Origin of the sequence: Rothia sp. HMSC066G07, from assembly GCF_001814485.1 — a bacterium.
Taxonomy (GTDB): domain Bacteria; phylum Actinomycetota; class Actinomycetes; order Actinomycetales; family Micrococcaceae; genus Rothia.
The window spans coordinates 122,952-148,002 of the sequence record NZ_KV816927.1; the positions used below are offsets into that span (position 1 = coordinate 122,952).

18 protein-coding genes and 1 pseudogene are annotated in these 25,051 nt (G+C 57.2%); 7 read left to right on the forward strand and 12 right to left on the reverse strand.

Translation table 11 applies throughout. The features are described 5' to 3' along the window. Window positions 1-53 precede the first annotated feature (53 nt). From rfbB to HMPREF2971_RS06315, 7 genes are all read left to right on the forward strand, one after another. Entirely contained in the window at window positions 54-1,052 is a 999-nt protein-coding gene (gene rfbB, locus HMPREF2971_RS06285; RefSeq protein ID WP_005506949.1) for a dTDP-glucose 4,6-dehydratase, read from the forward strand. After that, a complete protein-coding gene (locus tag HMPREF2971_RS06290) occupies window positions 1,052-2,476 on the forward strand; it encodes a sugar nucleotide-binding protein (protein ID WP_049350006.1) in 1,425 nt (474 codons plus the stop codon). Before rfbB ends, HMPREF2971_RS06290 begins: the two co-directional genes overlap by 1 nt. Window positions 2,477-2,720: 244 nt before the next feature. Further along, window positions 2,721-3,380, forward strand: coding sequence for a 50S ribosomal protein L25/general stress protein Ctc (locus tag HMPREF2971_RS06295; protein ID WP_012904012.1), 660 nt, complete (start codon window positions 2,721-2,723; stop codon window positions 3,378-3,380). 146 nt (window positions 3,381-3,526) lie between these two features. Next, window positions 3,527-4,114 (forward strand): aminoacyl-tRNA hydrolase, encoded by a 588-nt coding sequence (gene pth / locus HMPREF2971_RS06300; protein WP_012904011.1) that lies wholly within the window; start codon window positions 3,527-3,529, stop codon window positions 4,112-4,114. Between the two features lie 203 nt (window positions 4,115-4,317). Beyond that, window positions 4,318-5,616 (forward strand): aminotransferase class V-fold PLP-dependent enzyme, encoded by a 1,299-nt coding sequence (locus tag HMPREF2971_RS06305; protein WP_070507825.1) that lies wholly within the window; start codon window positions 4,318-4,320, stop codon window positions 5,614-5,616. Window positions 5,617-5,682: 66 nt separating this feature from the next. Beyond that, window positions 5,683-6,153 (forward strand): Fe-S cluster assembly sulfur transfer protein SufU, encoded by a 471-nt coding sequence (gene sufU, locus HMPREF2971_RS06310; protein ID WP_005506960.1) that lies wholly within the window; start codon window positions 5,683-5,685, stop codon window positions 6,151-6,153. A 530-nt stretch (window positions 6,154-6,683) separates the two neighbouring features. Next, window positions 6,684-7,181 (forward strand): FAD synthase family protein, encoded by a 498-nt coding sequence (locus tag HMPREF2971_RS06315; RefSeq protein WP_012904009.1) that lies wholly within the window; start codon window positions 6,684-6,686, stop codon window positions 7,179-7,181. A gap of 145 nt (window positions 7,182-7,326) precedes the next feature. On the opposite strand, the gene HMPREF2971_RS06320 is transcribed toward HMPREF2971_RS06315, so the two are convergent. The 12 genes and pseudogenes from HMPREF2971_RS06320 to HMPREF2971_RS06375 form a co-directional block, all read right to left on the reverse strand. Further along, window positions 7,327-7,824 carry a DUF2505 domain-containing protein gene (locus HMPREF2971_RS06320; RefSeq protein WP_012904008.1) on the reverse strand — a complete coding sequence of 166 codons (498 nt, stop codon included), beginning with the start codon at window positions 7,822-7,824 and terminating at the stop codon, window positions 7,327-7,329. Between the two features lie 250 nt (window positions 7,825-8,074). After that, window positions 8,075-8,785, reverse strand: coding sequence for a glycosyltransferase (locus HMPREF2971_RS06325; protein ID WP_070542640.1), 711 nt, complete (start codon window positions 8,783-8,785; stop codon window positions 8,075-8,077). A gap of 277 nt (window positions 8,786-9,062) precedes the next feature. Further along, window positions 9,063-9,545: a glycosyltransferase family 28 protein gene (locus tag HMPREF2971_RS06330; RefSeq protein ID WP_070691949.1), complete on the reverse strand. Its 483-nt coding sequence runs from the start codon at window positions 9,543-9,545 to the stop codon at window positions 9,063-9,065. A 206-nt stretch (window positions 9,546-9,751) separates the two neighbouring features. After that, window positions 9,752-10,984: a Wzz/FepE/Etk N-terminal domain-containing protein gene (locus tag HMPREF2971_RS06335; protein WP_049341605.1), complete on the reverse strand. Its 1,233-nt coding sequence runs from the start codon at window positions 10,982-10,984 to the stop codon at window positions 9,752-9,754. A 67-nt stretch (window positions 10,985-11,051) separates the two neighbouring features. Continuing rightward, window positions 11,052-13,058 carry a lipopolysaccharide biosynthesis protein gene (locus HMPREF2971_RS06340; RefSeq protein ID WP_070542643.1) on the reverse strand — a complete coding sequence of 669 codons (2,007 nt, stop codon included), beginning with the start codon at window positions 13,056-13,058 and terminating at the stop codon, window positions 11,052-11,054. Further along, window positions 13,055-14,410, reverse strand: coding sequence for an O-antigen ligase family protein (locus HMPREF2971_RS06345; protein WP_070691951.1), 1,356 nt, complete (start codon window positions 14,408-14,410; stop codon window positions 13,055-13,057). The genes HMPREF2971_RS06340 and HMPREF2971_RS06345 overlap by 4 nt, the downstream gene beginning before the upstream one ends. A gap of 17 nt (window positions 14,411-14,427) precedes the next feature. Then, window positions 14,428-15,378 carry a glycosyltransferase gene (locus HMPREF2971_RS06350; protein ID WP_070635010.1) on the reverse strand — a complete coding sequence of 317 codons (951 nt, stop codon included), beginning with the start codon at window positions 15,376-15,378 and terminating at the stop codon, window positions 14,428-14,430. Window positions 15,379-15,389: 11 nt separating this feature from the next. Then, complete coding sequence (locus HMPREF2971_RS06355) at window positions 15,390-16,178, reverse strand: CDP-alcohol phosphatidyltransferase family protein (protein ID WP_044150701.1); 789 nt, start codon at window positions 16,176-16,178, stop codon at window positions 15,390-15,392. Window positions 16,179-16,656: 478 nt separating this feature from the next. Next, on the reverse strand, window positions 16,657-20,088 hold the full coding sequence (locus HMPREF2971_RS06360) for a fibrinogen-like YCDxxxxGGGW domain-containing protein (RefSeq protein WP_246825065.1): 3,432 nt from the start codon (window positions 20,086-20,088) through the stop codon (window positions 16,657-16,659). A gap of 214 nt (window positions 20,089-20,302) precedes the next feature. Then, window positions 20,303-21,163 carry a hypothetical protein gene (locus HMPREF2971_RS06365; RefSeq protein ID WP_070691955.1) on the reverse strand — a complete coding sequence of 287 codons (861 nt, stop codon included), beginning with the start codon at window positions 21,161-21,163 and terminating at the stop codon, window positions 20,303-20,305. Between the two features lie 344 nt (window positions 21,164-21,507). Beyond that, window positions 21,508-23,976: a fibrinogen-like YCDxxxxGGGW domain-containing protein gene (locus HMPREF2971_RS06370; RefSeq protein WP_070691957.1), complete on the reverse strand. Its 2,469-nt coding sequence runs from the start codon at window positions 23,974-23,976 to the stop codon at window positions 21,508-21,510. 528 nt (window positions 23,977-24,504) lie between these two features. After that, window positions 24,505-25,051: pseudogene (locus HMPREF2971_RS06375) on the reverse strand (fibrinogen); the annotation flags it as partial.

Here is a 25,051-nt window from a genome sequence, read left to right on the forward strand (position 1 = left end):
TATCTCTTTGTTGAGGCATAAAAATCGCTGTTTAGCCAGGTAAAATCTACCGTATGGCTCACATTCTTGTTACCGGCGGCGCCGGTTTTATTGGTTCGAACTTTGTTCACCACCTCATCGATAACACTGATCACACTATTACTGTGCTGGATAAGATGACCTATGCCGCAAATGCTGCGTCTTTGGAGGGTCTTCCCGAATCCCGCTTCAAGCTCGTCGTAGGCGACATTGCCGACCGCGAGCTGGCTGACGAGCTGGTCGGCAAGGCAGACGCTGTCGTTCACTACGCAGCGGAATCGCACAACGACAACTCCCTGTCCAACCCCGAACCGTTCATTCACACTAACCTCATCGGTACTTTCAGCCTCCTGGAAGCAGTCCGTAAGCACGGCACTCGCTACCACCACATCTCCACCGACGAGGTCTTCGGTGACCTCGAGCTGGACGATCCGGCAAAGTTTACCGAAACCACCCCCTACAACCCCTCTTCCCCTTACTCCTCCACTAAGGCAGGCTCCGACCTGCTCGTGCGCGCATGGGTCCGCTCCTTCGGTATTGAAGCAACCATCTCTAACTGCTCCAACAACTACGGCCCCTACCAGCACATCGAGAAGTTCATCCCCCGCCAGATCACTAACATCCTCTCGGGTTTGACCCCGAAGCTGTACGGCGAGGGCCTGAACGTTCGTGACTGGATTCACGCATCCGACCACTCTTCTGCTGTGCTGCGCATCCTGGAGCAGGGCAAGATTGGCGAAACTTACCTCATCGGTGCAGACGGCGAAGAGAACAACATCACCGTTCTGCGCACCATCCTGCGCCTAATGGGCAAGGACGAGAACGACTTCGAGCACGTGGTTGACCGCCCCGGTCACGACCTGCGCTACGCAATCGACGGTAGCCGCCTGCGTGCAGAGCTCGGCTGGGAGCCGAAGTTCACCGACTTCGAGTCCGGTCTTGCCGACACCATTAAGTGGTACACCGAGAACCGCGGCTGGTGGGAGCCTCTGAAGGCTGAGGTTGAGGCTAAGTACGCAAAGGCTGGCCAGTAATGACTAAGGAATTGAAGGTTACTGAAACCGAGATTCCGGGTCTGCTCATTATTGACCTGCCGGTTCACGGCGATAACCGCGGCTGGTTCAAGGAAAACTGGCAGCGCGAGAAGATGCTCGCCGCCGGTCTGCCCGACTTCAACCCCGTCCAGAACAACATCTCGTTCAACGCTTCGGTAGGTACCACTCGCGGTATCCACGCCGAGCCGTGGGATAAGTACGTTTCTGTTGCGACCGGCCGTATCTTTGGTGCGTGGGTTGACCTGCGTGCGGGCGAGTCCTTCGGCAAGGTCGTCACCGTGGAGCTGGGCCCGGACACCGCAATCTTCGTGCCCCGCGGCGTGGGTAACTCCTTCCAGACCCTGGAAGAGAACACCGCCTACACCTACCTGGTGAACGACCACTGGTCGGCGGACGCAGTATCCGGCTACAGCTTCCTGAACCTTGCCGATGAGACCGTCGCAATCGACTGGCCCATCGACCTGGCGAAGGCAGAGCTCTCCGAGAAGGACCGTAACCACCCGCGTCTGAACGAGATCAAGCCCCTGGAAGCCGACCCGATCCTGATCATTGGCGCGGGCGGTCAGCTCGGCACCGAGCTGGTTCGCCAGCTCACCGAGCAGAACGTACCCTTCCTGGCTGTGGATCGCGACCGCCTCGACCTGGGCAAGCCCGAGCAGTGGCGCGACGCATTCCGTTGGCGTTCCTTCCGCGCGGTCATCAACGCTGCAGCGTACACCGCAGTGGATCAGGCTGAAACCCCCGAGGGTCGCTGCGACGCCTGGGCAGCTAATGCCCTAGGCGTGAGCGCTCTTGCCTCCATCTGTGAAGAAGCTAACCTGCCGCTGGTTCACGTATCCACCGACTACGTCTTTGACGGCTCCTTGCCCCTGGGCGAGGAATACCCGGAGGATTACCCCCTGGCACCGCTGAGCGTCTACGGCGCGTCCAAGGCTGCCGGTGAGGTTGCCGCTGCCGCATGGCGTAAGCACTACACCCTGCGCACCAGCTGGGTTGTTGGCGCCGGCAAGAACTTCGTTGGCACCATGGCATCCCTGGCTGAGCGCGGTATCGACCCGTCCGTGGTCGCCGACCAGTGGGGCCGCCCGACCTTCACCCAGGACCTGGCAGCTGCTGCTCTGCACCTGCTCTTCTCCGGCGCTGAATACGGCACCTACAACGTGTCGAACACCGGTGAAGTCATCAACTGGGCACAGTTCGCTCGTGCGGTGTACGAGGGCACCGGCCACGACCCGGCACGAGTCAGCGACACCACCACCGAGGAATACTTCGCCAACGCTGAGCTCTTCGCTCACCGTCCGACGAACTCGGCAATGGACCTGTCCAAGCTGATTGCTGCAGGCTTCACCCCGCGCGATCACCGCGAGGCGCTTGCCGCCTACTTGGCAGAAATGGGCTCCTAATCCTCTAAGGAATTGGCTCTATATCTGCTGACAACAGCATAAAAGGCGTGAAAAGCGCCATATCACAGGTTCCCGGCCCTTGAAGAAGAGCCGGGAACCTGTACAATATTGTCTTGGCCAAGGCGGTGGAATACACGAAACGTGTAGGTCCGTAACTGACGGTGGCTGGTTGGAAAGAGATTTCTGGCGCCAGTCCCTATTCCACTTGGCGCATAACTTCTAACCAAGAAAGGGTGGACAACTCATGTCAGATACCATCAAAATTTCAGCTACCGTACGTAGCGACTTCGGCAAGGGCTACGCGCGCCGCATCCGCATGGCAGGCGACATCCCCGCCGTCATCTACGGCCACGGCGAAGAGCCCAAGCACGTAGTACTCCCCGGCCACGCAACCACCCTGGCTGCCCGCGTCCCCAACGCTATCCTCGACCTCGACATCGAAGGTGAATCACACCTCGCAATGATCAAGGACATCCAGCGTCACGCAATCCGCCCTGAACTGCAGCACATCGACCTGCTGACCGTTAAGCGCGGCGAGCGCGTTGAGATTGAGGTTCCTGTACACGTTGAAGGCGAGCCTGCTGTTGGCGCCGTTGCTAACCAGGAAGAAACCGTTCTTCTGGTTGAAGCTGACGCACTGAAGGCACCCGAAGCTTTGACCGTGAGCATCGAAGGCCGCGAAGCTGGCGCTCACGTTCTGGCATCAGACGTTGAACTGCCCTCAGGCGTAACCCTGGTTGCAGACGCTGAACTGCTGATCGTTAACGTTTCTGAGCCCGAGGAACTCGACGTTCCCGAGCCCGGTGAAGAAGGCGAAAACGCACCCGAGGGTGACATCGTTGAAGCTTCCGAGGAATCAGATCAGGCTGGCGAAGCTCACGACTCAGATAACTCAAAGCACTAGACCGCGCCCTGCGCCTAGCGCAACAATGATTTGTGGATGGCCCGCCGCTACCTCTCTTCTGAGGTGGTAGCGGGCCATACTCATAGAATGGTGTAGTCCATGAATTTTCTAAAAACCTTTTACAGCGCCGTGGAAAGGGCGAAGATATGTCTGATGCGTGGCTCATTGTTGGTCTGGGGAACCCGGGCCCGGAGTACGAGAAAACCCGCCATAACATCGGCCAGATGGTGGTTGATGAACTGGCGCGTGAAGTAGGCGGTGGCTTCAAGAAGCACGGACGCGCGCGCGCCCAGGTGCTGGAAGGACGTTTGGGTATAGGCGGACCCAAGGTAGTGCTGGCCAAGCCCCTGACCTATATGAACACCTCGGGCGGCCCGGTATCGGCTCTAGCCCAGTTCTACGATATTAACCCCGACCGTATCATCGCGGTGCACGATGAACTGGATATCCCCTTCGACACCATTAAGCTCAAGATCGGTGGGGGAGAGGGCGGCCACAACGGTCTGCGCGATATCACCAAGGCGCTGGGCACCAAGGACTACTACCGTGTTCGCACCGGCATCGGTCGTCCTCCCGGACGCATGGACACCGCAGACTTCGTGCTCAAGCCCTTCAGTAGCACCGAAGCGAAGGACCTGCCCTTCCTCATCTCAAACGCAGCGGATGCAACCATGATGCTCGTAAAGGAAGGCCTGCTGGCAACCCAGCAGCGCTACCACGGCGCAGGTTCCTAGCCGTATGACCCGTGCCGGGTAAACACTGAACTGGGTCAACACTGAACTGGGGTAATGCATGATGCGGGCCGATGTGTGAACTAGGCTCTACCTAACTATGCAAGAGCCCGGTGAGGGAATAAGCTAGAAAAGAATGACGTTATACGCTCCACGACGGGAAAACACCCGACCGTGGAGCGTATGAGCGAGAGAAGAAGGTACCCGTGGCTGAATACTCCACCCCCGCCAACACCCCGCTGAGCGACGACATTGTACGCCAGCTTCGTAAGGATTTTCCTATCCTCAACACTGAGGTTAACGGGCATCCTCTGGTCTACCTGGATTCGGGGGCGACCAGTCAGAAACCGCTTCAGGTGCTCGACGCTGAACGTAACTTCTACCTGCACGCTAACTCTGCTGTACACCGTGGCGCACACACCCTCGCGGTTGAGGCAACCGACCTGTTCGAGGACGCGCGCATCACCGTTGCGAACTTCGTTGGCGCCACTGATGAAGAGCTCGTGTGGACCTCTAATGCAACCGAGGCGCTGAACCTGGTCGCCTACTCCATTGGCAACGCCTCTCAGGGTATCGGCGGTCCGGCTGCTGAGCGTTTCGCACTGGGCCCTGGCGACGAAATTGTCACCACCGAGATTGAGCACCACGCGAACCTCATTCCCTGGCAGATTCTTGCTCAGCGAACCGGCGCAACTCTGCGCCACATCCCCTCCACCGAGGACGGTCAGCTCGACTACGCTGCTGCCGAGGGCATCATCAACGAGAAGACCCGCATCGTGGCGTTCACCCACGTCTCGAATGTGACCGGCGCGATTACCGATGTGCCCCGCATGGTCGCCATGGCTCGTAAGCACGGCGCTCTCGTTGTGCTGGACGCCTGCCAGTCCGTGCCGCACATGCCCGTAGACTTCCACGCCCTGGACGTCGACTTTGCGGCGTTCTCCGGCCACAAGATGCTGGCTCCCACCGGCATTGGCGCCCTCTACGGTCGTGCCGAACTGCTTGAGGCCCTGCCACCCTTCCTGACCGGTGGCTCCATGATTACCCGCGTGGGTCTGCAGGATGCCGAATACATGCCCGCCCCCATCAAGTTTGAAGCGGGTACCCAGCGCGTCTCGCAGGCAGTCGCCTTCGCCGCCGCCGTGCGTTACCTGCAGCACTTGGGCATGGAGAACGTTGAGGCATGGGAGCACGAACTGGGCGCTCGCCTGGTTGAGGGTGTTCAGAAGATTGAGGGCGTGCGCCTGCTCGGCCCCGCCGACCCCTCCAAGCGTGCCGGCCTGGTTGCTCTCGCCATTGAGGGTGTGCACCCGCACGATGTGGGCCAGCTACTCGACACCCAGGGTATCGCTGTGCGCGTGGGCCACCACTGCGCCCAGCCGCTACACCGCTGCGCCGGTGTGACCGCCTCGACCCGTGCATCCACCTACATCTACAACACCACCGAAGATGTGGACGCTTTCCTGAAGGCACTTGCCGAGGTGCGCCCCTACTTCGGGTTCTAAACGTAGACGCGTTAGAAGCTAACGCCTCAATTTTTCAGACAGACCAACTGACGGAAGAAGAACACCGTGTCTCTTGAATCCCTGTACCAGGAAATCATTCTGGAGCATTCCAAGCAGCGTAGCGGCGAGCACCTCGTAGAGGTACCCGCCGGCCACGCAAGCGCCGATAACCACCAGTACAACCCCACCTGCGGTGACGAAATCAACCTGCGTGTGGTGCTCTCTGACGAGCTGAAGGACGGCGAGAAGACTATCGAGTCGATCTCCTGGGAAGGCGACGGTTGCTCCATCTCCATGGCTGCCGCCTCCGTGCTCTCTGAAATGGCTCCCGGCATGACCACCTCCGAGCTGCAGAGCCACGTGGATGCGTTCCGCGAGATGCTGCGTTCGCGCGGTAAGGTGACTCTGGACGAAGAGGAGTACGGCGATATGGCGGCTTTCTCCGGCGTTTCGAAGTTCATGGCGCGCGTGAAGTGCGCAATGCTCTCCTGGGTTGCCGTTGAGGAAGCCACTAAGGAAGCAGCTGCGAAGAACTAAACCTTTGCTGAGAAGGTAGGCTGAACCGGTGGGGGAGTAGCTAGTATTTGAACGCCAATCGAAAATACCGAATGGCTACTGAACCTAAAATATTGCACAAGAACGTAAGTATATGCGGTCAAAGCGTGCAGAAAATACTGGCTAAAACTCTTCGCTAAAATCTAGCGGTTAATTGTTTATCTATATAAGCTTTCTTTGATTTCAAGCGACGTATAGAAAATATGAGGCGGATACTACACTGTATCCGCCTCATTTTTATATCTTTCTCTTTTTTCTCCAAAAAGGTGACTGGTAAAATAAAAGGACGAAGGGCGCCCAACCAGCACCCTCGAGAAACTCTTTTCGGACCCGCACACTCTGAGGTGACAGCGAGAAGAAATAGGGCAATAATAAGAAAATATTTTCTCAATATTGCACATTCTTCACTTATTCTTAGGCTCTCACCCCAGACCGCGGATATGTTTCTCACCGCTCTGGTACCTCAACCACACCGGAATAACCATCGCCGCTACCAACCACAAGGAAGCCCTATGATTATTGGCTACGCCGCAGGCGCCTACGACCTTTTCCACTACGGCCACCTCGAGATTCTCCGCAAGGCTAAGGAAAACTGCGACTACCTCATTGCCGGCGTCGTGCACGATGACGTTCTGGAAGTGACCAAGGGTCGTCGCCCCGTCATCCCCATCGAAGAGCGTGCCGCCATCGTCAGCCACATCGACTACGTGGACGAAGTGCACGTTGAAACCAACCCCGACAAGCTCGAAACCTGGAAGCAGAAGCCCTTCAACGTCTTCTTCAAGGGCGACGACTGGAAGGGTACCGAAAAGGGCAATGCCCTGGAAGCACGCTTCGCAGAGGTCGGCGTGGAAGTACACTACTTCCCCTACACCGAGCACACCTCCAGCACCAAGCTGCGCAAGGTCGTTGACCTACTCGAAGCAGAGCACGACCTGCGCGTAGAGATGCGCCGCTTTGCTGAGCTGCTTGGCGAACGCGAATACTCCGAGGCGACCGTCGCCTCCTAACGCTCCTACCCCTTCATAGGTGCGTTAGAGCTCATAAGACTCATAAAGACACAAAGAGGATCCCCGCCGTAAGTACTTACGGCGGGGATTCTCTGCATATTGGCGGTATATCAGCTACACCTCAAAGGTGAGCGTCTCATAAGCTTTAGCGCTGTGCCAGCCACTTCTCAGCGGAGGAGCCCAGAACCTTCAGCACGCGGCCAACCTGCGGCTCAGCAGCGGCTGCAATCTTCTTGCCCACCAGCGGGATGGAGCAGGAGACTTCACCGTTGACGTCCAGGCGGGTCTGCTCGCCCTCGGGGGTCAGCTTCTGAGTAGCCTGAGCGGACACGGGCACGCCGTTGACCTTGACCTCGGTAGAAACGGTGCGGGATCCGTCAGCAGCCGGTGCGCTTACGGTGTCCATCTGGGTCATAGCAACGCCGTTGCCGACGAACTTACGAGCGATGTCCGGCACGCGCTCAGCGGGTACGGTACGCTCGGTGGTTGCGGTGAACTCGGCGGAGGTGTCACCGGAAACGGAGAAGCTACCGAACTCCACGCCAACCTCGGAGCATACGAAGCGTGCGAAATCCTCGCTAGAGAACGCCTCGATAACCTGCTCAACGCTTGCGTTGATAACGGTCGATTCCTGAACTGCCATAATTGTTCCTTTCGTAGTGCGCGAAAACCCCGCGCATTATCCCTTACTTAGGATACGGTGCGCGGGGTTTCGCAACCAATGTAAAGACGCGAATCCACCTGAGAATATGCCGTGAACAAGGGAAAACATCCACAGCCTCTCACAGGGTGGTTGGAGGATTCGCATGCCGGTCTAAAAATGTGGGAAGCGCCCGGCCGGGCACCTCCCACACCGCATCACGAGGATGCTGAGCTTAGAAAGCAAGAAAACCTTAGGCGCTGGGAGCCATCGCGTCGATGCGAGCCATCTCAGCCTTACCCGCACGGTGTGCGCGAGCAGCCTGCTTCAGGCGACCCCAGAAGGAATCCTTGCGGTGGGTTTTGCCAGCGAGCAGATCCTGCAGTTCCTCGCCCAGCTGCGCTGCAGAAATCTCCGGGGTGGAGATGTAGGGCTCAGCGGTGCGGAACAGGGAGGGGTTCGCCAGAGCAAGATCCAGCTTGTCGAAGAGGTCTTCGCGGCTCTCAACGACAACAGCGTGGCCGCGCTTCTCCATCAGAGCGGTGAAGGGGACCTGGTGGTTGTCAACGACCTCGTCGAACTCTGCGCGGCGCGGAACAGCCAGGGGCAGAGCGCCGGTACGGCGTGCATCCTGGATGGAACCGGGGCCGCCCTGAACCAGTACTACGCGTGCGGTTGCGTAGTAGTCCAGCAGCTCGGAGGCGGGAAGAAGCTTAAGGTTGTCTGCGTGCTTAATGGGCGCAGTGTGGCCATGCTGCACGAGGCAGGTGACCTCGGGGTGAGCCTCAAGATAAGCCTCAACCCAACGCAGGAGACGATCAAAAGTGTGAACGTCGGTGCCGAGGGACACCACCAAATCGTACGTCTTAGTAGGAATACGAACGGGCGCGACGGCAGGGGTAAATACGGGCAGGTCGAACTTGGAAGTATCAACGCTGACGTGGGGGAAGTCCTGAATAGACATAGCCTATTCCTCTCTATGTATTTATCGGTAGTAACCCCGTATACCTGACGCAAAAATCCGGAGGGCATCATTGGTATACGCGGCGGCGTCGTGCCGGAGAAAATGGTGAGTAATCTCCGCATACGCTTCTCTGGCGAGTGGTTAGTTCGCTTGGATGGTGAGTCCACAGTGGAGCGCACGACTTATGCGTATCTGTATGTATTAATAAATACTATACCCTGAAAATAACGCCCTCAGCACACGCGAGGACGCTATTTTCAGGATAAATTCATCACTCTTAGAAAATGGGATGAATCACACGAGAATCAGGGAAATTCTCCTGCTGTTCCCCGCTCTGAACAATAATTCGATCAGCAAAGGTGTACAGCATCTTACCGGTCATCGTCGGCAGAGTCGGGCGGTCAAAACACTCAATATAAAGAGTCTTTACGCCAAAAAGTTTAGCCGCCACAAAGAAAGGAACGGCAACACCGGCGCCGGCAGAAACAACCGCATCCGGACGTTCCTTCGGAAAAATACGAAATGCCAAGAACAGATTACGAATAGCGTTCTTAATATTTCGGGTGGTCGGGTAATACGCCCAATAGGTCTTCTCATCAGCCAGAGAAGATTCAACATCGGGCTGCTTAAAGCTAACCCACACGCGGTCATAATCCTGCCACGCAGCAGAAGTAGCCGTCAGATGCTTCAAGTGTCCGCCACTGCTAGAAACCAGCAGAAGCTTCTTCTTCGGTGCCTGAGAGGAAGTTGCCTCAGTCATAGTGTTCTCCTAAAGCCCCAATACAAGAGAAAAATAAGAAGAGAAGATAAAGGTGAGCTGACGGGCCCGGCGGCACCTGCATCAACAGACCTATCACAATAGATCCGCCTCAGCAGGTACCACCGCACCCTACGCTCAAGGACGAAGGACGAACCCGCACAGAAGCGAGGCATCCATCAACAGAACCCCGAGTACTCGCGGTCTGATTACTCGCGATCCAGGAACACAGCCAGAGCGTTCACGCCCTCAAGCTGATCCAGCTGAGCGAAAAGCTCACGAACCTGCTGCAGAGAAGTAGCCGCAGTCACCGGAACCAGAGCCACGCCGCCAGCCTGGACGAAACGCAGCTGAGTCGACAGGGGAGTAGCGGTGCTCAGGCTAATCACCAGAGGAGTCTCGCTCTTCTCAACCAGCGACTCGGGAGTGTGGCGGGTCAGCGCGTCACGGACCGAAGCGTAATCGGTGAAACGTGCGTACTCGGTGGGCAGAACACGCTGCAGCATCTGGTATAGGTGCTCAACACCGCGGTCAGTACCGGGCAGAATCACAATGCCGGAAGCGCCAGCGCTCTTCACGTCGCCGTCGGGAGCACCAATGGTGCGCAGCAACATGAACGCGTCATTCGCCTCAGAAGTGGAACCCAGCTCGTGAACCGGGATACCAGCATCTTCCAGACGATCAGCGTAACCAACGTGACGCATAGTGCGGTCACGACCGTACGCCAGCACAGCACCAATCAGCAGACCGGCAACAGCACCAACAATACCCATCTTCACCGGGCCAAGAGCCGAGGAAGAAGAAGGAACCTGAGCCTCGCTCATCACGCGACCACCGGTGGTGGAAGTCAGCTGAATCTGAGCGCGACGGTCCTGCAACTGAGAGAGCAGACCCGCACGGTTGTTATCACCCTCGAGGGCCGAAATCTGCTCATCAATCTGGTGCAGAGCAGAATCAACGCTGCTCTTCAGCGACTCGGAACGAACCTGCAGGTATGCGTTCGCCATAGCGTTAGCGTAACGTGCAGCCTCCGTACCGTTGGGGCGGGTCACCTCAATATCCAGAACAGCAGTCTGGGAGGTGCCGGTCACCTTGACGGAGTTCATGAGGCGGCTGGTCAGCTGAGCCTCAGAGAGGGTATCGCCATTAGCAATCAGAGACTTTGCCGCGTTCTGTGCAACCTCGCGAGAGGATGCAACGCGAGACTCGGTCGCAATATCCACCTTCGCGGAGTTAGCGCTACCGGTACCGGCGGGATCAACCACCAGCGGGTAAACAACCAGCGAAGCCTTAGAAGTGTACTTGCTATTGGTCATGTAGCCGTAGACGGCACCCGCCACAGCGAAAACCACAACCGACAGCAGAATCAGCAGACGGTGTCGGAAAATGCGACGTACCTGGTTGCCAAGGGTAACCGAGGAGGTATGAGAGGTGTTATCCATGAGGACATCCTAGAGGAAGAGAAACGGACACTAAATATCGGAGAAAAACGTAGAGGAAGCTGAAGGCTTAAGACTTCGCGCGGCGGGCGGAAAGGAAACGCTCAATACCGAGAGCCTTACGGAAGCGGTACAGCACCGCGCCGTACACCGGCACCAGTAGCACCACGTACACGATGACGCCCAGCACGCTCTGACCCAAGAAAGCCAAAGACGCCAGAGCGCACACCGTCGGAACAGCCGCACCCAAGAAGAGTGAAGGAGCCATCTCACGGGCCGAAGCACGAATACCGACGAGGCGGAACACCTGGTAGCTCGCAAGGAAGGTATCAATCAGCAGAGCAGAAGCCCAAGCCGTCACCGCACCGTACAGGCCCCAGACCGGAACCAAAGTGAAGTTCAAAGTCACAGCCACCACCAGGGAGGAGAGCTTGTTCAACAGCTGCCAGCGACTCTTACCGCTCATCAGCAGAACAGACTGCACGCCACCGGCACTCATTGACAGCATCGCCGCCGGGCAGATCACCCAGAGAATACCGGCGCCAGCCTCAAAGCCCTTACCGAAGAAGCCCAAAAGAGTCGGACCAAAGAACGCCAGGGAGAGGTAGAACGGCCAAGACAACGCAGTCAGCACGCGAGTGGTCGAAAGGAAAATATCTCGAGCACGATCGAGCTGACGAGTAGCCAACGCTGCGCTGATCGACGGGCCGGTCACCACGCGGCCGGTGTGTTCAATCATGGTGCCCACACGAACACAACGGTTCACAGCACCATAGATACCACCGGCAGCGGCACCCAAGAACGCCGTCACCACCAGCACGTCAATCCACTCCAGGATGGTTTCCACAATGGTAGCGACACCGCGTGCAGAGCTGAAACCCCAGAACGAACGGAACGTCTCAGGCGGAGAATCCTCAGAAGAAAGAACCTCCACATGCTCCTCGGAAGGGAACGCCCGCTCCAAAAGCCACAGGGCAACCACCGCAGTAATCGCCACCGGGATGGTCCAGGCGTACACCAAATCCATGAGCTGACCCGAGAACAGAACAACCAAACCCACCGCCGCAAAACGCAGAGTGGGAAGCAGAACATTCTGCAGGAGCGTAAAGGTCACCACACGATGCAGGCCACGCAGAGCGCCGAAGAACACCGTCATCAGCGCCGCTATCAGCACGAAAGCCGAACTGACACGCATCGCCGCCTGATACTGGGGAGCCATCGGCACAATCTCGGTGTAGATGTACACACCCGCCACCAGAAGCACCGAAGTCACCAGCGAAGGAATCAGACCGTAACGGATCAGCTGCGGAAGCACACCGTAACGACCCAGCGCACGCTGAGCACTCATCGTACGAACCAAGCCCGTATCCGCGCCGAAAGTCACCAGCGAAATCGCAATCGCGAACAACGCCATCAGACGGAAAAACTCGCCCGAACCCTCAGCACCAATACCGTTCGACACCACCATCGTGGTCACGAACGCGATACCCGCGCCGTACATCACGCACAGAGAAGCAAGAGAGCCGCTCTTTGCCAGGCTGGGCTGCTTAGCCTTTCCGGGAGCTTTCTTAACCGGCACGCTCTTCGCGGATGCGCTATCTGCCTGAGCACCTGACGCGGAAGGCTTAGCCTTCTCATTCGGAGTCTTTTCTTCCTGCGCCTTTTCTACAGACTCAGCAGTAGCCGAGGCAACCCGCCGGGAACCGGACAGATGAGCACCCACTACAGCGGTAGCGTTTGCCGCTGAGGAACCAGCAGTCGAAGTACCTGACTCCGAAGAACCCGCCTCCAAAGAATCGGGCAGTAACTCTTCGGAAGCAAAGCCTCGAGCCGGAGGCACAATCGACAGCGCCGTGGTCGCAGGAAAACGACCGGAACGGATATCGTCCACCGTCGGAGCAAACTCATCGGTAGAAGACTCTGCCTGCGAGTCAGCCTGCTCCACTACAGGATCCACGTACTCGCCGCTCTCACGCAGGCGTGCACGGCGGCTAGGGTGACCGCCCGTCGAGTAGGCATCATCGAAAGCTGAAACCGCAGTGGTCTCTAAACCACGAGGGGACTGATTCTTCGTCATAGCCCCTCACCATCCCGAATGGAACGAATACACGCCATCGACGCGAGCATCAGAATGGTCATCTGAGCAATATCGAAGCTGTAGAAAATAAAGACGACGCAGCACGCGACCGGCACGCTATGCAGCCAGTACCCGGAGGTGGTCTTCACTCGTGCGCCGCCTGCTACAGTGCACACCATGAAGAGCGCGAACAGCGCCAGACCCACGAAGCCGAAGCAGAACATCAGAGTCCACAGGTACCCCTGGGTACCCATTGACACGCCAATGCTCGGTTCCATACGCGGAGTGCCGTAACCAATAATCGGGGACTCCAAGGTCGCCTTCCAGGTGGCGCGGTAGAGCGCCGCACGGCCACCGGTGGAGTCAGAGTAGTCCTGACGACCCAGAATGTTATCCACGGTGCCCGACGCAAAGAGCGCCACAACCACAGCCGTAATCGCCGCAACACCCGTACCCACAGCACGCCAATTAGCCGCAAGGAACTGACGCAGCAGTACGTACGCTGCGCTGATACCTAGACCAATGAACATGCCGCGGTTACTGGTCGCAATCGCAGGCACAGTAGAAAGCGCCATACCAATCAGCAACGCAATACGCAGCCAGATGGAACGCAGACGAAGCAAGCACGCCAGCATCACCGGGGTAAGTAGGGTGTACGCCAGACCCCAACTGTTCGCGTAGGGGAACGGCGCGGAGGGTCGAATATACGCCTCGGGCGCACCCCAAGGACGCTGAACCTCAGCCAGGGGAGGAAGCATGTAGTCGCGCACCAGCGGGTTCTGCATAAAACCAGAAGGCATGATGAAGCTCATCGGAGTACGCAGACGGAACTCGGGGAAGAGAACACCACCGTACCCCAGAACAATGAGGGTCACCCACAGGGTAGCCAGACCACCCAGCACCCTATTGAGGCTAATAGAAGAACGCGCGTTGTAGTAGTACAGGGCGTAAATGCCGGCGCTGAGAATATTTACAAAGCGCAGACCCCAACCAATAATGTCGGTGGAACGGGTCAGGGCAAGCGCCGCAACAACAACCCACACGCAGAATGCGCCCCACACCCACAGGGAACCGGGCACACGCACATTACCTCGAATAATGAGGTAAAAAAGCATGATCGCTGCCAGTACCAGCGGTGCAATCTGAAGCACACCCAAAGCCCACAGTGCCGGGAAGCCGTACAGCAACGCCAGCAGAGGCCAAGCGGGGAGCTTCTTCTGCGCCGTAGATACCGGACGGTTGCGCGCGCGGGCACGCAGAATACCGCTAGGCGGCGTGGCCACCGACCCGGCGGAATCCTTCAGCGCCACAGGCGAAGTACCCGGAGGGGAAAGAACGGAAGAGGAAACCATGTCTGTGCGATACCTGGTTAGAGACCTCGACCGGTCTTCTGGACGAGATCAAGAAGAGTAGCGGGCTTAATAACGCCGGTGGACACAACATACGCTGCCCAAGCACGAAGCTGCTTAGGGTCGCGGCGCAGAGCGGAGCGAGCGTAGGCACGCGCCTCCTTGTTGTTACCCAGAGACGCCTGAGCGTACGCAATCTGACCGGCAATACGTGCCAGGCCCTTGGGGTCCTGCTCAAATTCAGGGAACTTACGCAGAATGTAGCTGAGGCCGTCAACCATGGACTGCCACTTGCCGGAGAAGAAGGAGGGACGGTCCCAGAGCACCAGAATCAGCGGCTCGGGCACGCTCAGTACATCGCCGTGACGGGTTGCGCGCAGCAACAGGTCGTAGTCTTCACCGTAGGCGGCGGGCAGCTCCTCATCGACCAGGCCGATGCGGGCGGGCTTACCATCAACGCCGAGCAGATCCTCGCGGGAGTACAGCATGGCGGAGGGGTGAATTTCGGTAATGCGCGAACGCAGGAAGTCAGCGAAGGTTGCGCGCTCGGGCGCCAGGCGCACGATATCCTGACCACCGGAGCGGACGGTAATACCCGAAGAGATAGCGGTTGCTTCGGGGTTTTCGCGCCAGAGAGCGACCTGCTGGGTGAGCTTGGAAGGCATCCAGTAGTCGTCGTCATCGCAGAAGCCAATCATCTCACCGCTGGAGGCGATGATGCCGCTATTGCGGCCGCCCGCCAGACCGCCGGAACGGGTGTTGGAGACAATCTTCAGGGCACGGTTTTCGCCGACCTCAATGTCCTCGAGGCGGTCGGGCTCAACGCGGTCAAAGACAACAACAACTTCAACGAAACCGCGGTAGCTCTGCTCAAGGATGGAGCGGACAGCCACGCGCAGCAGTTCGGGGCGCTTGCCGTTGGTTGCGATAACGGCGGAAACAGCAGGGGTGCGAGAGGTGAAGTGCATCATTGGGATTCTCCTTACTCAGCGGGGGTCGCGAGGCTAACGTACTTGCGACGCATGGACAGCAGGACGGTTGCGGCATTAGCCAGCAGAAGCAGTGCGTAGACGATGACGAATACGGGGCCGAAGCCAACGAAAATGTAAATCCAGCAGAGGGTGCCAGCGTCCATGTGCAGGTTGATGAAGGAGCGCAGGGGACCACCGGTCGGCGGTGCCGCGGTCTTGCGGTTGTTGCGCAGCTGCTCAGCCAGAATCTGGCTCATGAAGTGACCTGCGGTCAGCGCGGTGAAAATCATCGGCATCGCAATGATCCAGCCGTTGAATGCGCTGGAGCCGGTAAAGGAGTAGTGCGCCGGGTACAGCAGGAAGGAGAGCAGGGTTGCCATGTGCACGGAAGGCACGCGGATGGAGTCGACCACGTGGTCGAGCCACTCACCGGCGGGGGAGGACGCGCCGGTCACGCGAGCAACCTGGCCGTCAGCGGAGTCCAGACCGTAACCGAGCGCGAAAAGCAGGGCAACGCAGATACCTACACCAACGCTGGGCGGGCAGGTAATCAGAACGATGATGCCTGCCGCGGAACATGCAGCGGAAATTGCGGTGACGCCGTTGGGGGTGATGCCCAGCGCAACAGCTGCCGCAGCGAAGTAGCGTGCTACTCGGCGGTTGACCCAGCGGGTGTAGGCGGGAACGCCAATGCCGGGCTTCTGCGCTGCTTCAAGAGAGCGCAGGGTGTGAGAAAACTTCGCAGAAAATCCCGATGCGGGCGCGGAGTTCGGGGCGTGAGGTGCCTCAGAGGTGGACATGCACATTCCTTTTTAATCGGTGAGAGGAGTGAAGGAGAGTGAATTACTCCCTTTCGGGGTGGTTGCGAGAAAGTCCGGAAGTCTCGCACGCGAAAAAAGAGGTGGTTGGTCCCTTTTTTCACGTACACCACTATATAGATATTTTACAACGAGATGAAGTGCAACAGGGGGCGTGTGGTCAGGGTCAACAATTGTGTCGTAAAAACCCTCTGACAATGCGCTTTGGTGCAGATTTGCGGGATCCTTCGGGTAGGCTTGGTGTGCTGTTAGAGGGGGTTATCGGCGCTTTGTTCTCGTGAATTGTGGATTTAGAAAACATTTCTGAACATTGTGCAGAGAGGCACATGACAGAAGCACAAATAATGGGAATAAATGATGCAAAAAACACGGAAAAGTGGGGAATATACGCAAATGGGGTTTGATTTCCTGAATCATTCAGAAAATCAAACCCCATTTAGCTGAGATTATCTAGAAGGTATTAGTTCCTTCGAGACTGCATCGGAACGCGGGTTCCGACTCCGTTATTGACGATGCGTCGCTCGCCCTGGCCGGCTGCCGCGTTGTTCGCGTTGTCGACCACGGGCTGCTCAGCCTCGTGTGCGGCGGGAGCATCCGCCTCCTTGTCGCCTTCCTTCTCGGCGGGCTGCTCAGCAACCGGTGCCTTGGAGGTAGCCTGCAAATCGAAGCTCACATTCGGGCGAACGTTACGTCGGCTAATGCCCGGGTGAACCTCAACAGCGATGAGGTTCTCACCAGCCTTCAGCTGAGAAGCCGGAACGGTGAAGGTCACCGGAGTCTTCTGAGCCGTAGCGGTATCAATCGAGCTCGATGCAATCGCGCTATTCCACAGCTTTCCACGAGTGTCAAAGTTGGAACGACCAACCTCTTCACCGTTGACACCCACCGCAATAGCGTCATCCGCGTAAGTGGTCAGCACGAGATCACGGCTGGCCTGCTCACGAGTGAGCTGGATGGTGGTGTAGGCGTAGATATTGTGGCGGGAACGCACGAGCGGAACCTTAACGGAGGTGTTGAGGTTACCAGTACCGACCCCAATCGGGGTCTTGCCGGTCTGCCATGCTTCCTGCGCAATATCTTCCAGGCTGAAGTGGAAGTTGTACTTCCAACCGTACTTACGGTTGGGAGCCTGGGTAGAGACCATGTACTTCCAATCCGAGGCGTAGGGCAGAACAATCTGGTCCTTAGCGGCTTCTTCCTTCGGATTCTCAGGCTTGGGATCGGCGGGCTTAGGCTCCTCAACCTTCGGGTCCGGATCCTGGACCTTCGGTGCCTCAGTAGTCGCTTCTGCACTCGGGGTAGCGCTTGCCGAAGCACTGGGGTCAGCGCTCGCGGTCGGGTCAGCAGCTGCAGTCGGATCCACACTTGCCGTCGGGTCAGCGGTAGGAGTCTCGGTTGCGGTCTCCGTGGGGGTAGGAGTCGGGCGAACCGGAGCTACCTGAACCGGAGTGGATGCAGAGTAGTTATCCGAGCTGTCCACTGCACGCACAAAGTAACGTGCGTTATCGGTGTGGTCAATCTCGAACTTCGTACCCGAAGTGCTAGCGATAACTCGGTCATCACGCAGAATCTGGTAGCGGACACTACCGGTATCCTGCACAGCATCCCAAGTCAGAACGTCCTTATCGTCCTTCAGCTCAACCTTCAGGTTCTGCGGGGTAGGCGGAGGAGCCACATCGCGAGCCTCAAAGCGCGCAAAACCGACGGTATCCTGAGTACCGTGAACACCCAGCGAACGGTGAATATCGCCGCCAACCCACAGGGTGCCCTTCGAATCCACGAAAGACTCCCAGATACCGAAGCCGTGGTCACCCTTAATAGCAGGGGAGAACTCCGGCAGCATCTTACCGCTGTCCTTATCGAAAGCAGCAACCAGCTTGACCGAGTGAATCACGCTCGAACCGCCCACGGGGGTCCGCTTGTTACGCGAATCCTGGTAGAGGAAGTCGCCGCAGTGGCAGGCGCCGTAGATGGTGTTACCGTGCAGGTGCAGATCCTGGAAGTCTCCACCATCGCGGGTAATCGCGGTGTAGGTGGGGGTCAAGGACGCCTTATCGTAACGAGAGATGAGGTGCTCAGTACCGCCCACCCAGACGCCGGTGCCGGCATCCTGGACGTCGAACTGGAAACCCCAAATTTTGGTTTCATTACGCAGGTCAGAGACATTAGCGCCAGCAGGAATCTCAGACTGCTGGTACGCCCACGGGCTGCCCTTCTGCATATGCTGAGTAATATCAGCCACGCGGTAGGCAAGGCCACCGTTGAGCCAGGTGAAGTAACCGGCTACGTAAACATGAGAGTTATCAGCGGAGGCGCTAATACCGTTGACAGTACCGTTGAACACCTGGCGCCAGTTACGGTCTATACTCACAATACCGGGCACACCGTTAGAAGGCTCGCCCAACTTAAAACGGGCAATATTGCGCGAATACGCCTCACCCGCCTTTTCACTTTCATAAATGTGGGTAAAGGTGCCGCCAATATACACGTAGTCACCCTGACGGTGAATGGTCTTCACCGTCATGACCTCGGTACGAATGCGATCTTCGACTTTAACCTGGGCCCATTCAGGGGCAACTTCACCGGTTGTGGCGTCAACAACGACGAAGCTCTCATGCTTCTCACCGTTAACAAGCTTGAAGTTACCGCCAACAGCCAAACGGTTATTCGGCAGAGCCTCAACAGCCTTCACTTGACCGTCAACAGTCAGCTTAAAATCGCGGCGCAACTCGCCGGTCACCGGGTCAAAAGCAGCAATATTAGATTGCGCAACACGCTCACCGGTAGAGGACTCAAGGTACTCGAAGTCGCCACCAATAAACACGCTGGAGGTGCCGTTACCGTGATCGACCTCGGTAATGGCCTCAACGTAGGTGTTCATTTCGCCGGTTTTACCGGAGGCGGTCCTGGCGCTGGTTCGCCAGCGCCAATCCGCCGAACGGCTATTGGGCAGGGCACGACGAGCGCTCGCCGGGGTACCGGAATCCGGGATAGCGCCCAGGTTCAAATCATTCTGGGTCAGCTTCGGGCGCAGGAACATCTGGGTGTAACCGAAAGAGGCCTCACCGTTGCTTTCCTTACCGTAGATGTAGGAGTTCCGCGCATCGGTGATTGCCGGCTCAGAGCCATCCTGCGAAATGGGAGAGTTTGCACCGTAACGGAAACCCATACGGTAATCCTGGGACGCCAACTCATCAAACATCAAAGTCTTGAAGCCGTTGTTCTGTCCACGCAGAATGTGGTCTTCCCAGGTGCCGTCAGTCCAGTTCTTGCGGCCCTCTTCGTTGTAGGAAGAGAACTCGTCAGGGTTGGTGATGGTCGTATTCGACCAGACAGCGCTCGAGCGCAGAGCCCAGGTCCACTCGGAAGTCTGACGGCGGTCAACCGTCACCTCCTGCCACTTGGTGCCCGAGGTGTTTAGGGCACGGCGGAAACGGTAACCGTCGGGCAGCTGATCGGGACGAACGCCGTTGAGCAACTGAGAAATAGTGGTGCCCGAAAGCTGAATCGGGGTCTTCGCGGCGGGCAGGGAGCTCAGAGCTTTGCCCTGTTCAAGAGTCATACCGGAAGATGCGGGTGCGGCATCGCTGTAGAGCTGCGAAGTGTCACCCTGACCTTCATAGTTTTCAGTCCAGCCGTCGCGGCCCTCACCAATCTTGACCCAGCCGCCACCATCAGTTTCCTGATCGCAGTAGAACTGAGTCGGCTGACTCATCGAAGGAGTGTACAGCCAATAGGCGCCGCTCTTTGCCTCGGGGTTAGCCTGCTTGGCTTCCCAACAGCTAGCGGCAGCACGCTCGGAGGTCGTGCCATTGTAGAAAGCAGAGTCCCTTTTTTCCGCAGTCTGTTCGACAGCGGTACTCGGCGTAATAGCGGGGATAGCTACGGGCAAAGCCAAAGCCGTAGCAATGCTCAAGCAAAGAGTTGAGCGGGTTATAGCAGAACGAGAAAAGCCAGAGCCCGTCATGCCAAGGTGGGCTTTCATAATATCTCCAAATGAATGCCAAGAAATGTTATCGAGTGCGCATCAACATTAATGCGCTATGGATGATAATGCGCGGTTTCTAGCGAATCGTAGCTGGAAGCCGGCATCTCTTAATTAGACCCTAACAATCAGGATTGTTCGGGAAATCATGGGTCGCAATCTTCCACTGACCATCGACCTGAACGAGGGTGTAAATATTGAGTGAACGCTTGGGAGAATTGTCATCCTTAACGGGCTGATTATTCTCGTCATAGATCTTCACAGAGGAAGAATCCATGCATACTTCCAGCATGCGCGCGGGCTGACCCTTGTACTGAGTCTCAGTCATACGGGGAGTGCCCACCACAGTGGAAGAACCTTCATAGTGCCAGCCTGCCAGTGCGTATTCGGAAGCCTGCACGGCAAACTCAGCGGCAGCGGAATCAACAGCCACAGCCTCGATGGAGCGAATCGTCTCATCATCGAGAACGGCACGAGCCTGCTCAACGTTCTGCTGCTCAGCTTCTTCGTCGCTGGTCGGATCAGCAGTGCGCTCCGGGGACGGAGCGGCAGAAGGAGCTGCCTTAACCTTGGTCAGAATGTTTTCAAAAGAATTGACCAGTTCGGTGGTCTTCTTCACTTCTTCAGTGTCAACGGGCACGGAAGAAGCATTCTTCATTTCCTCCGAACCGGTGTAAATCTCTTCAAGCTTCTGACCGTCAGAAGAAGTGGCCTCAGCATCTGCCTTGGGGGACGCCTCGCCCGAAGCCTCAGCGGACGCAGAAGCGGTGCCCTGCTCAGAAACCTGGGGGGAAGCGCTCGAAGACTTGTTTGAGGAAGCATGCGCCGACGCGGAAACGCTCGCGGACGCAGAAGCAGGCGAAGAGCTATCGGAGCTCGGGTTTTCAGTAGCGCAAGCGCTCAGGACCAGGGCGGATACCGCAACGGTGCCCAGAGCGCCCAGAAGCCGGGACCGGGAGGGGTACTTGAAGAACACTGACATGGAAGCCTCTTTAGTGGTTGGAGTGAGAATGACTATATTCCGGAAGATAATACCTCGCACAGCGGCAAAGCACCTAAAGGCTAACACGCAAAGCTGGGAAAATACTTAGACTTACAAAAATAACGTTTTTATAAATGATGAGAATAAGCCCTAACTAATGCTCTATTTTGACTCGATTAGAAGGTAAGTATATATCTCTGCATGAAAAAACCTTCATGTAAATGAATGAAATAGATTCACTATGTGCAAAAAAATCCCGGGCTGGTTTAAAACCAGCCCGGGAGAATAGGGCGAACATCACTAAAATTATTTGTCACAAAAGCGCATATCGCCCTGATGAGGTGTTATGCTGCCTGGACAGCCTCGGTGCTTGCCGAATAGTTATCTGCAGTATCTACCGCGCGCACATAATAGCGGGCGCCATCGCGGTGATCCACCGAATAGCTCGTACCCGTAACCGTCGCAATAGGACGATCATCGCGCAGAACCTGGTACTTCACCCTACGCTCGGAAATACCCGACCATGTCAGCTGATCCTTGGAACCGTTCGTCGTGACCTTCAGATCGCTCGGGGGAGCCGGAGGGGTCACATCACGAGGAGCATAACGCGCGAAGCCAATAGTCGGCTGTACGCCATTAGCGCCCAGCGACTTACGGATATCGCCACCAACCCACAGAGTGCCCGTGGAATCCACGAAGGACTCCCACACACCGTATCCATACGCGCCGTTCATAATCGGTGCGAACTCCGGCAGCATCTTACCGCTGTCCTTATCGAAAGCCGCTACCAGGCGAATGGTCTGAGCATTGGTCGCGTTCTCCCACTCCGAATAGACCGTATCTGCACCCTGGAAGAGGAAATCGCCGCAGTGGCACGCACCGTAAATGGTGTTACCGCTCAGGTGCAGATCCTGGAAGTCACCACCCTCACGAGTAATTGCGCTGTCGGTGCGGCGCATCGAGCTCTTCTCGTAACGGCTAATCATATGCTCGGTGCCACCCACCCAGACGGAGGAGCCAGCATCCTGAACATCGAACTGGAAGCCCCACATCCTGCGCTCGTTTTTCAGATCCCAGGTTTGGGCATTCTTGGGGGTGTACGAAGGACGGTGGTGCCAAGCCACCGGGTTCGTGCTACTGCCTTGCATATGGGCGAGACGGAACGCCTCCTGGTTATTCAGCTGGGTGAAGTAACCAGCGACGTACACATCGGCATTGCCCTCAGAAGCGCTCACGCCGTTAACCGTGCCGTTAAAGACCGGACGCCAGTTCCAGTCCACCTCACCGTTGCTCAACTTAATGCGAGCCAGGTTCCTTGCATACGCGTAGGTGGGGGAGGTCTGACCCTTCAAGTGAGTGAAGGATCCACCAATGTACAGGTAGCCATCACGCACGTGCAGGGTCTTAATCTGTACCGGTACGGAAGCGATGCGGCTGACCACGCGGATATCCCAGTCCTTAGCGACCTGACCGGTCTGCGGATCCAGAATCACAAAACCGTTGTAGTACTCTCCGTTCACCTGGTCGAAAGAACCGCCCACAGCAAGCAGGCCGTTCGGCAGAGCCTCAACCGACTTCACCTGACCGTTAATCTTCGGGCGGAAGGAACGGCGCAGCTCGCCGGTACCCACCTCGTAACCAGCCAAGAAAGCCTGCTCAACCTTCTCACCGCTTGCCGACTCAACGTACGCGAAATCGCCACCGGTAAAGACAGCGCCACCGACCTCGGTGATAGCCTCAACCTGGGTGTTCATCTCACCCTTCTTGCCGGTACCGGTCTCAGCGCTGGTACGCCACTTCCACTTCTCGGAGTAGCTATTGGGTAGCGCGCGGCGGTTACTTGCCGCAGCGCCCTGCTGGCCATAATCATGCAGACCCTTAGCCACCAAATCGTTCTGAGTCACCTTCGGGCGCAAGAACATCTGAGTAAATACCAGGGGAGTGGTCGAATCATCCGCCGGGCGGTAAATATACGCCGAAGGACGGTTCATCAGGTAGGTCTCGGTCCACCATGTAATCTTGGCGTTGCGACCGTAGGTGAAGCCCAACTTGTAGCCCTGCGATGCCTTCTCTTCGAAGTTCAGGGAACGGAAATCATCAGAATCATGGGTGAAGATGTTACCAGCCACCTGACCACGGTTGGCGTAGTCATAACGGTTACTGTACTGCCAGGTGTTTTTGACCGAAATATTTGACCAGAACATCTTTGAACGCAAAGTCCAAGTCCATTCGGTACTGGAATCACGGTGAGCCTTAAAATCCTGCCAGGTAGTGCCCTCAACGTTCATCGCGCGATGGAAACGCACGCCATCGGGCAAATCCTGCGGACGGGTACCGTTCAGTAGCGCGTTCACGGTCACGCCGGAGAGCTGCACCGCATCAAAGCCGGTCGGGTTCTTATACAGCTGATCGGCATTACCGCGACCGTAGTAGTTCTCAGTCCAGCTCTCACGACCGCGGCCAATCATAACCCAGCCGCCGCCATCAGTTTCCTGATCGCAGTAGAACTGCTCAGGAGCACTCATCGCAGGGGTGTACAGCCAGTACGCGCCGCTCTTGCCACGCGGATTATTCTGCTTAACCTCCCAGCAGCTCGCAGCCGCGCGCTCACTCGACGAACCGTCATAGTAGCGTGCATCAGCAGCCTGCGCGCCCGAAGCAATCGGACCCAAAGAAGCCGCAACCATCGCAAAAGAAGCAGCCGCCGCACCCAAAGCACGGGACCCGGAGCGAGAAGCTACGCGAGAGCCCGCAGAAGCGGAGGAAGCAGCACCCTGCGCGCGCCCTCCACGCGTGAACGGAAGAAAATTCATTTGTCTCTCCTAGAGACCTCAACCGGCACACAGCAGAAAACTGCAATTCACACAGCAACACCCACCCCACACAAGGCACAGCATAGTGACCAGGCATCGGGGTAAGGGGGAAGCGTTATGAACTGCGCTAACAGCGAGTCTGTAGCCGGAATCAGTGAGTGTAGTTATCGGAAATTGAATGAATACGCCCCACCCCTCACGCACGAAGCCAACAATGGCACCGTACCCGTACGAAGCGGAACGCTAAAAATCTGTGAAGTTTCCTCTGTCGTACCAACAGCGAAGAAACACCACAGACCAAGATTCAGCCCATCATCGGAAAGGACGGAAGCAACCCATCCGACGCAATGAATCCCAACCCATCATAGCCGCCGCAGAGGCGAAGAGATAGCAAACTGGGAAAACCGGACCGAACCAAAACTATAGAGGGCATACACCCCGGGTGCACCGCCGCCTGACCCGGACCCCGCAAACCCTGCAGAGCCAGAACCAGGCGGCGGCTCAAAGAAACTAGATCAACAATCTGACCTAAGCCTGAGCAGCTCCTGTGGAAGCCGAGAAGTTCTCAGACGCATCGATGGAACGCACATAGTAGCGAGCGCCATCAGTATGCTCAACCTCGTAGCTGGTGCCCGAGACCGTAGCAATCACACGGTCATCACGCAGCACCTGGTAGCGAGCACCGCTCTCACGAACACCAGACCAAGACAGCTTATCGGTCGAGCCATCACGCTGAACCGACAGATTCGACGGAGTCGACGGGGCGGTCACATCGCGAGGAGCAAAACGAGCAAAACCGACAGTGCGCTGCTCACCATTAGCACCCAGCGAACGGTTAATGTCGCCACCAACCCACAGGTTGCCGCGAGAATCCACGAAGGACTCCCAAACACCGTAGCCGCTAGCGCCCTTCAGAACCGGGCTGAACTCGCCGATGACTTCGCCGCTATCCTTATCGAACGCTGCGACCAGGCGCATACGGTGAACCGCCTTCGATTCCTTCCAATACGTGTGGTAGCCGGTCGAACCCTCGAAGAGGACATCACCGCAGTGGCACGCACCGTAAATGGTGTTA

Coding starts and splice junctions, on each gene's coding strand:
- rfbB (WP_005506949.1), top strand. CDS start 54: ATGGCTCACATTCTTGTTACCGGCGGCGCCGGTTTTATTGGTTCGAAC.
- HMPREF2971_RS06290 (WP_049350006.1), top strand. CDS start 1,052: ATGACTAAGGAATTGAAGGTTACTGAAACCGAGATTCCGGGTCTGCTC.
- HMPREF2971_RS06295 (WP_012904012.1), top strand. CDS start 2,721: ATGTCAGATACCATCAAAATTTCAGCTACCGTACGTAGCGACTTCGGC.
- pth (WP_012904011.1), top strand. CDS start 3,527: ATGTCTGATGCGTGGCTCATTGTTGGTCTGGGGAACCCGGGCCCGGAG.
- HMPREF2971_RS06315 (WP_012904009.1), top strand. CDS start 6,684: ATGATTATTGGCTACGCCGCAGGCGCCTACGACCTTTTCCACTACGGC.
- HMPREF2971_RS06320 (WP_012904008.1), bottom strand. CDS start 7,824: ATGGCAGTTCAGGAATCGACCGTTATCAACGCAAGCGTTGAGCAGGTT.
- HMPREF2971_RS06325 (WP_070542640.1), bottom strand. CDS start 8,785: ATGTCTATTCAGGACTTCCCCCACGTCAGCGTTGATACTTCCAAGTTC.
- HMPREF2971_RS06330 (WP_070691949.1), bottom strand. CDS start 9,545: ATGACTGAGGCAACTTCCTCTCAGGCACCGAAGAAGAAGCTTCTGCTG.
- HMPREF2971_RS06335 (WP_049341605.1), bottom strand. CDS start 10,984: ATGGATAACACCTCTCATACCTCCTCGGTTACCCTTGGCAACCAGGTA.
- HMPREF2971_RS06340 (WP_070542643.1), bottom strand. CDS start 13,058: ATGACGAAGAATCAGTCCCCTCGTGGTTTAGAGACCACTGCGGTTTCA.
- HMPREF2971_RS06345 (WP_070691951.1), bottom strand. CDS start 14,410: ATGGTTTCCTCTTCCGTTCTTTCCCCTCCGGGTACTTCGCCTGTGGCG.
- HMPREF2971_RS06350 (WP_070635010.1), bottom strand. CDS start 15,378: ATGATGCACTTCACCTCTCGCACCCCTGCTGTTTCCGCCGTTATCGCA.
- HMPREF2971_RS06355 (WP_044150701.1), bottom strand. CDS start 16,178: ATGTCCACCTCTGAGGCACCTCACGCCCCGAACTCCGCGCCCGCATCG.
- HMPREF2971_RS06365 (WP_070691955.1), bottom strand. CDS start 21,163: ATGTCAGTGTTCTTCAAGTACCCCTCCCGGTCCCGGCTTCTGGGCGCT.
- HMPREF2971_RS06370 (WP_070691957.1), bottom strand. CDS start 23,976: ATGAATTTTCTTCCGTTCACGCGTGGAGGGCGCGCGCAGGGTGCTGCT.